This is a genomic window from Virgisporangium ochraceum (assembly GCF_016863655.1).
In the GTDB taxonomy this organism is placed as follows: domain Bacteria; phylum Actinomycetota; class Actinomycetes; order Mycobacteriales; family Micromonosporaceae; genus Virgisporangium; species Virgisporangium ochraceum.
On sequence record NZ_BOPH01000012.1, the window covers coordinates 32,624 to 43,270 of the forward strand.

General features: G+C 74.0%; 9 protein-coding genes and 1 tRNA gene. 3 read left to right on the forward strand and 7 right to left on the reverse strand.

Translation table 11 applies throughout. From position 1 onward, the window contains the following. Window position 1 precedes the first annotated feature (1 nt). Genes Voc01_RS04485 through Voc01_RS04505 form a run of 5 tightly spaced genes read right to left on the reverse strand, consistent with a single transcriptional unit; the run spans window position 2 to window position 7,828 of the window. Window positions 2-844, reverse strand: coding sequence for an ABC transporter ATP-binding protein (locus Voc01_RS04485; RefSeq protein ID WP_203925970.1), 843 nt, complete (start codon window positions 842-844; stop codon window positions 2-4). Next, entirely contained in the window at window positions 841-3,843 is a 3,003-nt protein-coding gene (locus Voc01_RS04490) for an FtsX-like permease family protein (protein ID WP_203925971.1), read from the reverse strand. Before Voc01_RS04490 ends, Voc01_RS04485 begins: the two co-directional genes overlap by 4 nt. Further along, a complete protein-coding gene (locus tag Voc01_RS04495; RefSeq protein ID WP_203925972.1) occupies window positions 3,840-6,887 on the reverse strand; it encodes an FtsX-like permease family protein in 3,048 nt (1,015 codons plus the stop codon). The genes Voc01_RS04490 and Voc01_RS04495 overlap by 4 nt, the downstream gene beginning before the upstream one ends. Before the next feature lie 3 nt (window positions 6,888-6,890). Next, complete coding sequence (locus Voc01_RS04500) at window positions 6,891-7,538, reverse strand: ABC transporter ATP-binding protein (RefSeq protein ID WP_203925973.1); 648 nt, start codon at window positions 7,536-7,538, stop codon at window positions 6,891-6,893. A gap of 2 nt (window positions 7,539-7,540) precedes the next feature. After that, window positions 7,541-7,828 (reverse strand): antibiotic biosynthesis monooxygenase family protein, encoded by a 288-nt coding sequence (locus Voc01_RS04505; protein ID WP_203925974.1) that lies wholly within the window; start codon window positions 7,826-7,828, stop codon window positions 7,541-7,543. 98 nt (window positions 7,829-7,926) lie between these two features. Between Voc01_RS04505 and Voc01_RS04510 the strand changes: the two genes are divergently transcribed. From Voc01_RS04510 to Voc01_RS04520, 3 genes are all read left to right on the forward strand, one after another. After that, on the forward strand, window positions 7,927-8,580 hold the full coding sequence (locus tag Voc01_RS04510; RefSeq protein ID WP_203925975.1) for an SMI1/KNR4 family protein: 654 nt from the start codon (window positions 7,927-7,929) through the stop codon (window positions 8,578-8,580). Between the two features lie 16 nt (window positions 8,581-8,596). Then, window positions 8,597-8,830, forward strand: coding sequence for a glutaredoxin domain-containing protein (locus tag Voc01_RS04515; RefSeq protein ID WP_203925976.1), 234 nt, complete (start codon window positions 8,597-8,599; stop codon window positions 8,828-8,830). Between the two features lie 69 nt (window positions 8,831-8,899). Then, window positions 8,900-8,971 (forward strand) — tRNA-Lys (locus Voc01_RS04520). 303 nt (window positions 8,972-9,274) lie between these two features. Here the strand turns inward: Voc01_RS04520 and Voc01_RS04525 are convergent. Both Voc01_RS04525 and Voc01_RS04530 read right to left on the reverse strand, forming a co-directional pair. After that, window positions 9,275-9,733 (reverse strand): hypothetical protein, encoded by a 459-nt coding sequence (locus Voc01_RS04525; RefSeq protein WP_203925977.1) that lies wholly within the window; start codon window positions 9,731-9,733, stop codon window positions 9,275-9,277. Between the two features lie 325 nt (window positions 9,734-10,058). Then, window positions 10,059-10,319 carry a hypothetical protein gene (locus Voc01_RS04530; RefSeq protein WP_203925978.1) on the reverse strand — a complete coding sequence of 87 codons (261 nt, stop codon included), beginning with the start codon at window positions 10,317-10,319 and terminating at the stop codon, window positions 10,059-10,061. Window positions 10,320-10,647: the final 328 nt, after the last annotated feature.

The window sequence follows — 10,647 nt, forward strand, 5'->3', positions numbered from 1 at the left end:
CTCACTCGCGGGCTTGGGTGCCGCCCACCACGAAGGTCACCGAGCCGTCTTCGCGTTCGACGGTGAACAGGGTGCCTGGCGGGAACGCGCCCAGCACGTCGGGCGGTAGCTGCACCGTTCCGTCGCCCGCCACCACCGCGAAGTCCTGGCCGTCGCGGCCTTCGGCGCCGACGCGACCGTCTCGGATGGTGACCGCCCGGCCCAGGCGGGCGCCGACCGCGGCGTCGTGCGTGACCACCACGATCGTCGTGCCGCGCTCCTCGTTGACGGTTTCGAGCGCGGTGAGCACCTCGTCTCGCCCGGTCGTGTCGAGCTGGCTCGTCGGCTCGTCGACCAACAGCAGCCCGGGACCGCAGGCGATGCCCACGGCGAGCGCGGCCCGCTGACGGGCGCCCGGAGCCAGGTCGTCGATCCGGGCCCGGCCCTGCCCGGGCAGGCCGACCAGGTCGAGGATGCGGTCGGGGTGGTCGAGTTCGATGCCGGCCGTGCGGGCGGCCCGCCGCTGCGCCAGCCAGATGTTGCGGTGCAGCGTGGTGTACGGCAACAGGTTGCGGGCGGCGCCCTGGAGCACCACGCCGATCAGGGTGCCGCGCAGCCGGGCCAGCTCGGCCTCGGTGAGCTTGCCCAGGTCGTAGGTGCCGACGTTGACCCGTCCCGCGGAGGCGCGCATCAGCCCCGACAGCAGCGCGACGAGCGTCGACTTCCCCGAGCCGGACGGGCCGACCAGCGCCAGCATCTCGCCCGGACCGATCGACAGGTCGACGCCGGCGAGCGCCACCACGTCGCCCGCCTCGGCGCGGTAGATGTGCACCACCCGGCGGCACGCCACGGCCAACCCGTTCATCGGAACCCCCTGATCGATCGTCCCCCGGCCGACACGACCGCGGCCCCCGCCAGCGCGACCGCGCTGACCACCGCCACCACCAGCAACGCGGCCGGAGACGGCCAGTACAACGCGCCGTCCGGGGCGCGGTCGGCGAACTGCGGCACGAACGGCCCGATCGTCACCCACGCCAGCACCGCCGCGAAGGTTCCGGCGACGACCGCGACCGCGACGACCCACAGATAGCCGCGCCGCGCGTACACCGCGGCGTCGCGTCGGCGCAGGCCCTGTGCGCGCAGGGCACGCAGTTCATCGGACCGGTCGGCGCGGTCGATCGCGGCAACCAGCAGAACCGCGCCGACCGCGAGCAGCAGCGCCAGCCCGCCGGTGGCGACGTGGAACCGCAGCGCCACCGCGGGACCCTGCTGGCTCAGCGCCTCCTGCGTCCTGGCCAGGCTGCGCTCGGTGCCCAGCACCAGGCCGGCGGCGCGGAGCCGGTCGAGCGCGTCGGCCGGCGCACGCGGGCCGAGCCAGACCTCGGCGTCGGTCGCCACCGCGACGTTGCGGGCCACGCGGTCGATGAACTCGAGGTCGACGAGCGAACCCAGGGCGCCGACCCGCGGCAGCCGCGGCGAGCGTCCGACCAGGGCCGCGGGTTCGGCGCGCCGGTCGAGGCCGCTGAGGCCGGTGAGGTCGGGACGGGATCGCCCGGCGGCCAGCGCCGGCACCGGGTACACCGCGTCGGGTGGCCGGACGCGGCCGTCGAGCGTGCCGAGGGTGCCGGCGGTGACCTCGACGGCCAACCCGTCGGCCACCCGCGAGACCGAGAGCTTGTCGACCGGGCGGGTCTGCTTCGTCGGCAGCCAGGCGGCGAGCTGCTCGGCGGTCACCAGCTCGCGATCGGGGCCGGCCTGCCCGATCCCGTGCACCACGAGCCGGACGTCGAAGTCGACCTGGCCGGGTTGGCGGACCTCCACCGACGCCAGGCGGCAGCCGGCCTCGCAGCCTCCGATGTCCGCGGTGTACGTCGCGCGGCCGGGCCGGAGCTCGCCCAGCTCGACGAGCTTCTCGGGCCGGCCGTCGCCGGTGGTCAGCGTCGCGCGGAGCGGCACGGTGGGCTGCTTGGTCAGGGTCGTCACGGTGACGTCGACGCGCAGGGCCGTCCCGGTGACGACCACCGGCTCGGCGGTGGCGGGCCGCAGCCGACGCGCCGCCTCGGCCGCCCCGATCGACGCGCCGTCGGGCCACGCCGTCACCGCCGCCAACCGTCCGCTGTCGACAGCCACGACCGGGTCGGCCGGCATGCCGTCGGGCTGTTCGGTCATGACGACGGCCATCGCGAACCGGCCGTCGGGGTCGGCCCGCCGGGTGGCCGCGAGCAGCGCCGCGGCGGTCATCGGCGCCACCGGCACCACCCGGGGTGCGCCGAGTTCGGTGCCGGCCCGGTCGGTCCGCCGGTCGGCGCCGACGCTGGCGGCGATGACCGCGAACCCGAGCAGCGCCACCGCGACCGTGACGAACGCGAGCAGCCGCTGCGTGCCCGGCCGGCGCGCCATCCGCAGCGCGGCGAGGGCCGCACCGAGCCGTCCCCGGCGCAGCGCCCGCCGACCGGCGCGACGGCTGACCGGCACCAGCAGGTGCGCCACCGCCAGCGCCACGGCGAGCGCCACGAGCGCCGGACCGAGCAGCGCCACGCCGGCCAGCTCCCCACCGGACGCACGCAGCTGGGCCACCGCGACCGCCGCGAGGACGACCGTCACCACCACGGCGGTCAACGAGCCGACCGTGCGCACCCGGGGCGGCACCCGCCGGACCAGCGGCCCTACCGACGAGCGGAACAGCTGCCGCTGCGCCCACGCGCCGGCGAGCAGCGCACCGGCGACGGCCAGCGCGGCGTACCCGAGGTACCCGGTGCCGACCGGAACCGGCGCGCTCACCGGCAACGTCGCCGCGCCGAACGCCGAGACCGCGACGTGGCCGAGCACGTACCCGATCGGCGCGCCGACCAGAACGGGCACCACTGTGGGTCCGAACGCCAGCGCCCACCGCTGACCGAGCGGCAGGCCGCGCAGCGCGAACAGGCCGAACTCGGCCCGCCGCTGCTCGGTGGAGTACGCGACGGTCAGGTAGACGATGAACCAGCAGAGCAGGATCAGCGGTACCGCCGCGATCGGCACCACCCGGCCCACCAGGGCGATGCTGCTGTCGATCCGGGTGACCAGCGCCGGCACGTCGGTGATGACGGTCGCGCGCGTCGCGGTCATGCGCTGCCGGAGCTGGTCGAGGTCGGTCTGTAGGGTCGCGATCCGCGCGGGCGTGAACGTGTCGGGACCGGCGACCAGGTCGGCCGTGTAGCTGACGACCGCGTGCTCGACGAGTTCGAGGGTGGGCTCGGCGACGAACGCCGGCTCGGGCGCCGCGCGTTCGGTGCCGCCGAAGTACGTGCGGCCGGCCCAGTACGGCTCGCTCGGGTCGACCGGGTCGTAGATGCCGACCAGCGTCAGGCTGGTCCAGGTCTTACCGGCCTGCCAGCCGTCGCCGACGATGTACGTCGCGGACGCGAACGGCACCTCGGCGCCGACGTCGACACCCAGCCCTTCGGCGGTCTGCCGGCCCAGGATCACCTCCCGGGCACCCGACGGGCAGCGGCCCGCCCGGACCACCACGTGGGCGCACACATCGTCGCGGTAGGAGAAGCGCGGAATCGCGACCCGGGTGCCGAACCTGGCCGCGACGTTGTACTCCGCCGCGTAGACCGTGGTGAACCCGGCGAGCGCGACCTGCGACTCGATCCGGGAGGTGAACTCCTGAGGGGTCCAGCGGGTGACCCCGGAATTGATCTGCACGCTGCGTTCCAGCGGAGTCGACGTGCTCACCTCGGCGTCGACCACGGCCCGCTCCGCCGTAACCCGGTAGGCCGGGCCGGCCACCGCGCCGGCCGTCGCGAGCACCGCGAGCAGCATGACGATCAGCGTCTGCGCGCGCCGGGCCGCCAGCAGCGCCAGGATCAGCGAGGTCACCGGTCACCTCCGCGGGCGGCGAGAACCACGGCGCCGCCGAGGACGCCGCCGAGGGCCACGGCGAGCAGCGCGATGGCCGGCCAGCCCGGGCCGGTCGGCGTCAGCAGTTCCCAGCCGTCGTCGAAGATGGGCCGGTCGCCGGCGAGCCGGTGCGCGACGAGGGCCGCCAGCACCCCGAGCGCCGTCGCCACGCCCGTGACGAGCGCGTAGCCACCGGTCACCGACCGGACCACCGCGCGGGCCGGCACCCCCTGCACGCGGAGCGCGGCCAGTTCGGCCGTGCGGACCGGGCGGTCGATGGCGGCGACGAGCACCACCGACGCGGCGGCCAGCAGCAATCCGGCCAGCGCGACGACGAGGTGCAGGCGCAGCACCGCGATTCCACCCTGGGCCGCGTACCGGTCGGTGGCGTCCGCCAGGGTGTCGGTCCGGAGGATCTCCAGTCCCTCGGCGCGCAGCCGCTCGACGAGACCGGCGGGGGCGCCGTCGGCGAGCCACACCTCGCGGACGCCGTCGACACCGACGAGCAGCCGGTCGGCGTACTCGAGGTCGACGACGAGTCCCCGGGTGCCGATGCGGGGCAGCACGGCCGGCGTGGCGATCCGCCGCAGCGGGATCCCACCGGCGCCGAGCAGTTCGCCGGGCTGTCCGCCGGCCCGCCGCACCTCGCCCCGCGCGTCGTTGATCACCACGGGCAGCGGCAGCGGCGCGTCGACCACCTCCAGTCGCAGCGGGTCGGGGACGCCCGGCCGGACCTGGGTGGAGGACTCGCCGGGAACCGACTCGCCCTGCTGCACGACGCGGTCCATCCGCAGCGCGAGACCGTCACCGGCGTTGCTGGCCAGGAGGAACGGCTTGCGGGAGATGAGCGGCTGGCGCCAGCGGGCGAGGTCGGCGAAGCCCTTCCCGTCGATGAGCGGCGCGGGCGGATCGAGCTGGCCGAGCCGGTGCAGCACCACGGGGTCGGTGCCCTCGGAGCCGCCGATCAGCTCCAACCCGACCAGCCGGCAGCCGTGGCCGGCGCAGCCCGGTGTGTCGGCGCGGACGGTGTGCCGCCCCGGCCCCGGCGTCTCGAGGAGCGCGGTGACCCGGTTGCCCCGCGGGCCGACCAGCAACGCCGCGACCGTGATCCGCACCGGCGGGTCGGCCAACGGGGCCGTGACGTCGAGCTCGAGCGCACCGCCCGCCGCGACGACCGGCGCGCCGGCGGCCGGCCGCAGCCACGCCGCCAGGTCACCCGGCTCGACGCCCTGGCCGGCGCCGCCGCCCGTGGGCCACCCGGCGACCGCCACCAGGCGGGTCGAGTCGACCGCGACCACCGGCCACGCGTCGGCCGAGGAGCCGGTGCTGCCGACCACCACCGCCATCGCGTGCCGGCCGCCCGGGTCGGCGGCACGCACCGCCGTGAGCAGGTGCGCGGCGCTCTCCGCGCCGACCGTCAGCACCCGGTGGGCGCCGAGGTCGAGCGCGGCCCGGTCGGCCCGGGTGGAGGCGCCCGTCGCCCATCCGAGGGTCGCGGTGACCAGCAGCGCCGACGCCGTGACCAGCAGCGCCGCCAGCCGCCGCGCACCCGGCCGCCGGGCCAGGTCGAGCAGCGCGAGACCGGTCGACAGCCGGCCGGCGCCGAACGCCCGCCGGGCCGCCACGGCCGCGGTCGGCACCAGCAGGCGCGTACCGGTCAGGGCGACGGCCAGCGCGACCAGCACCGGCACGAACAGCGTGAGACCGGCGGCGGCCGGATCGTCGTCGGGCGCGGAACGCACCTGGTAGACGGCCGCGAGCGCCAGCGTGGCGACCAGGATCTCCGCGACACCGGCCCGCCACCCGCCCTGCCGGGCCGGCACCCGGCGCAGCAGGTCGACGACGGGTTCGCGCAGCATGCGCCGCTCGGCGACGAACGCGATCGCGAGCGAGCCGAACACGGTCAGGAGAGCGGCACCGAGGCCGCCGAGCAGCACGTACCGGTCGGACACGACCAGTTCCGGCTGCGCCTCCGCGCGTCCCAGAGCGCTTTTGACCTGACCCCGCAGCGCGACCGCCGCCACCACACCGACCACGGCGCCGGCCACGATCGGCACCGCCGACCGCCCGACGGCCAGCGCGGTGACGCGGCCGCGCGGCACCCCGCGCAGCTTGAGCAGGCCGACGTCGGGCCGCCACGCGGCACCGGCGTGCCGGACCGCGAGACCGAGCGCGAACCAGCACAGGAGCAGCAGGGTGAACCCGGCGACCGGAACGCCGGCGGCGATCACCCGGCGGTTGATCGTGACCCGGTCGGCGAGCGCGTCGAGCCTGGTGTCGATGTCGTAGCCGTCGCGGGCGAGCCGGTTCAGGCGCGAACCCACGGCACGGGCGTCGACCAACGCTTCGATACCGGAGAACAGCTCCGGGGTGGCCCGCGCCTCGGCGTGGACGCGCGCGTCGGTCGACTTGAGCAGCGTGATCGTGCCGGCGGTGGCGAAGACCGGCTCGCCGCGGATGAGCCCGCCACCCGCCCAGAACGGGTCGTCGGGGTCGCCGCCCTGGTAGCGGCCGACGACCGTGACCCGGATCGGGGTGCCCCGGTTGGGCGAGTAGGTGGCCTGGGAACCGACGTCGACGCCGAGGCCGGCGGCCATCCGGTGGGAGATCATGACCTCCCGGTCGCCCCGGGGGCAGGACCCGGTGATCCGCAGCCGCTCGCACACCCCTTCGCGGACCGCGATGTCGCGGTCGACGCTGGCGTCCGGACCGGTGCCCAACCTGCCGGTCGTGTACGCGCTCACCACCACGCGCAGCCCCGGCCGGTCCAGCGAACCGCCGACCGCGGCCTCGGCGGCACGGACCTCCCGCCCGATGTCGGCCGCGGGAATCTCCTTCGACACGGTGACCTGGCGCAGGCTCGGCGGTGCCGAGTCGACGGCCGCCGACGTGCCGACCTCGGCGGCGCCGACCAGGTAGGTGGGCACGGCCGCGGCCATCCCGGCGGCGAGCGCGGCCAGCACGGCAACCGCGGCCACCTGCGCGGGATGACGTCGGAGGGCGGCCAGGACGATGCGGAACATCCGCTACCGCCCCTTGAAGGTGGCTCGGCCGTCGCTGAGGTGGACCTCGGCGTCGCACGCCGCCGCGGCCTCGGGGTCGTGCGTGGCCAGCACCACGGCCGCTCCCCGCTTCGCCTCGCCCTGCAGTAGCTCGATGACGCGTTGCCGGTTGCCGGCGTCGAGCTCGCTGGTGACCTCGTCGGCGAGCAGCACGTTGCCGCCCAGCGCCAGGCCCCGGGCGATCGCGGTGCGTTGCTGCTGGCCGCCGGACAACTCCTCCACGAGCTGGTCGGCCTGGCCCGACAGCCCCAGCTTGTCGAGCGCGATCGCCGTGTCGCGGCGGGCCTCCGCCGGCGTATGGCCGCGCGCGATCAGCACCACCTGCAGGTTCTCCTGCGCGGTGAGGATCGGCGCCAGGCCGTTGTCCTGCGGGATCAGCACGATGCCGTGTGCGACGGCCCGGTCGCGGTCGTGCAGCGCGGCGCCGTCGATGGTCACCGTTCCGCTGCGCGGCGCGAGGAGACCGGCGAGAGCGGACAGCAGCGTGGTCTTGCCCGCGCCCGACGGACCGGTGACGGCGAGCAGCCGGCCCGGCTCGACCGTCAGGGTCACCTCGGACAGCACCGGATCGGCCTGCCCGTAAGCCAACGTCGCCCCCGTGAGCGTCAGCATGGCTAGATGTCGGCGTAGTGCTCGACGTGCGGGGCACCTGCGAAGTACGGGCCGATCAACCGGCGCCACTCGGGAAAGCTCGGCGACCCGCGGAAGTTCACCTCGTGCGCCTCCACCGAGTCCCACTCGACCAGCAGGACGAACCGGCTGGGTGACTCGATGCCGCGCGTCATGCGGACCGAACGGCAGCCGGGCGTACCGGTCACCAGATGCCGGGCTGTCTTGTAGGCGGAAGCGAAGTCCTCCTCCTGCCCGGGGGTGACGTCGATCAGAGCGACCTCGAGAACCATGGCGGACAGCGTTCCATAGAGGTGCGTTTCGGCCGAAGGTCCGAGACTGATTCGTTGATTTTCCGCCGGACTCAGGTAGCAAAGTGGACAATCGGGACGTGGCGACGGTGGAGGAGTCGTGGACGCGGATCGTGACCTGGCTGGGCGACGCCGCTCCGGCGACGGCCACCGGTCTCCGGTCCACGACACGCGGCCACGCCACGGCGGACCGCGCGCTCGACCGCGCAGCGGTGGAGCGGGCGCTCGACCGGCCGCTGACGCCCGACCTGGCCGAGTGGTGGTCGCTGGCCGGCGACGCCAGCGGCGCCGAGCGGCTGATCCCGCTCGAACACACGCCCCTGTCGGTGGCCGCCGCGCTGGAGGTCCGGCGCGAGCGGCTCGACCAGCACCTGCGCCGCGGCGAGTCCATTGTGGACGGCGAAGCCGGCGAACCCAGCCGCGGCTTCCAGAGCGCGTTCGTGCCGATCGCCGGCGACGGCCACGGCCGGTACCTGTTCGTCGACCTGCGCGGCGGCCCCTTGCACGGCTGCGTGGGTGAGTGGGACGACGTCGGCAGCTTCGTCGACGTCATCTCCTGGCCGTCGGTGGCCGAGATGCTGGGAGACGTCGCCGACGCCCTGGTGCACGGCGTGCCCGCGCTCACCTTCCACGCGGCCGGGCGCCTGCGGCACAACGCCTGCCACCCCGAGGTCCCGGTGCTCACCTGCCGCGCCGCGGTGACCCCTACCGGTCACCTGACCTGGGCCACCTGAGAGCTACGGTCGTTCCATGGAGGTGGTCGTGTACGCCCGGCCGGGCTGTCCGTTCTGCTTCATGCTCCGGCGCGGCCTACGCAAACGGAAAATCGAGTTCACCGAGGTCGACATCTGGAAGGACCCGGCGGCCGCGGCAACGGTCCGAGCCGTGGCCAACGGCAACGAAACCGTCCCGACGGTGCACGTGGCGGGCCAGTGGCTGGTCAACCCGAAGGCCGACGTCGTGGCCGAACTGGCCCGCTCGTGAGCGCGCGGCGAGTTCCAATGTCAAACCCACTACGAGCCGACCCCCACCGCCCGGTACCCTGACAGCCGCGGGCTGCTAGCTCAATGGCAGAGCTGTGGACTTTTAATCCATAGGTTCGGGGTTCGAGTCCCCGGCGGCCCACCGATTGACCTGCGGAAACGCGGGCATCGTACGTAAAGGGCCGAGTGCTGCGCGTCCGAGTCGCCGATGCGGAGGTCGGCGCACGGAGGCCATCGCCTTCGTGTCTCGTCGAGGACGATGCCGGCAGCTTCGCGCCTGGCGCAAGCTCGCCGGATGCCACCGTTCAGGCTCGGGCCGCGCCACGGTCGCGCGTGGGCTCGAGCGCCGCTTCGATCTGATCTGGACCCACCCTCACGCTGCCCGGTACCTCGCTCGTCACGAAGCGGACGATCTGCAAGGTGGAGCGAGACCGGTGGTCGCGGACTACTTGCCGTCGTAGGCCTCGAGGCCGTCCAGGATGCTGTCGAGATAGTCGGTCCAGTTCTGGTTGTTCTTCAGGAAGGACGCCAGGAGCCACGCCCCCACAAGGAAGACCAGAACCGAGATCTGCTCCGGTGGAAGCACGTCCTCGACCGGAGACCGATTCGCCAGGGCCTCCAGGAACGGTGTCACCGCCGCGGGGTCCGGCACGGCCCACTTCTCCATCTCGCAGAATTCCCTGCCGAGCTCACGGAGCTGCGCGCCGTCAGGCTTGGCGCCCTGGTGGATATCAAGGAGAGCGTAGGTATCTATGACCAGGGCCAGATGTACAGATTCGCTCGCGACGCTGTCGTCCGCCGACCCTATGGCAGTGAGCGCGGCACGGAACCGGTCCGCATCGCGGGCCACCGCGGCGCCGAATGCCTCCCGAACCAGCGGTTCGATCCGGCCGTCAATCCTCATGCGGTTGCCCTTCTCCGTCGTTGCGCTCGCGCCGTCGCGCTTCGAGTTTGGTCTTTACGGCTTGCCAAGCGGTGACGCCCAGGATGACGACGGCGCCAGTGATGTTAGCCGGCCGGGGCATCTCCATAGCCGCCCCGACGACCCCCCAACCCGCCGCGCCCAGCCCGCCACCCAGGCCGATGTTTTCGGCACTCAGCCGTTGCCGCCGCGGCCGAGTGGGCTGGCCCTGCTGGTCGTCGCGGCCTGAAGGCGAGGGCCTCGGTCCAGACGGCGTCGGAGATCCCCGCGCCCGGTTCGCGCCCGACCCGGCCGAGTTACCAGCCCTTCAAGTGCCGTCGGCGATGGCTTGCGCGTGGCCGATCGCCTCGGTGGCGACGTCGTTGGCGGCAGCGATCTGCTGGGTGAGTTTGTCGATGGTGTCTTTGACGACGTTGTAGCCGGCCACCGTGGCTCCGCCCCCTGCGGCTACGGCATGGCCGAGGCCTTCGTTGGCGGCATTCAGCGCGGCGCCGGCCGCGTTGGTGGCGTCGTCGAGCTCGTCGACGGCTGATTGGAGTGCGGTGATGACCTCATCGATGGATGACACAGTTCCTCCCCTGGCCGGCGGGACTCTCGTGGCTGCCCCGTACCCCTACGCCGGTTGACCCTGCCCGCGGCTCCTGGCTGCGGCTTCGATCGCCATGGCCCGCGTTCCGCGTCATGTGCCGACATGCACCGCAGCGTCTCCCTACGTGACCTGGGCGGCGTCAACCTCGCAGAACTTTATCGGACAGCTATCCGTCGGGCAGGTCATGACCTGGCGGTTCTTCGTCGCCGCCATTCTGCTGTCAGCCGGTCATGCGAGAGCGAGCAACCAGTAGTGCTTGTCAGGTTCGTGGACCGGTCGCGCCACTCGCGGTCGCGCCGTTGTCGAG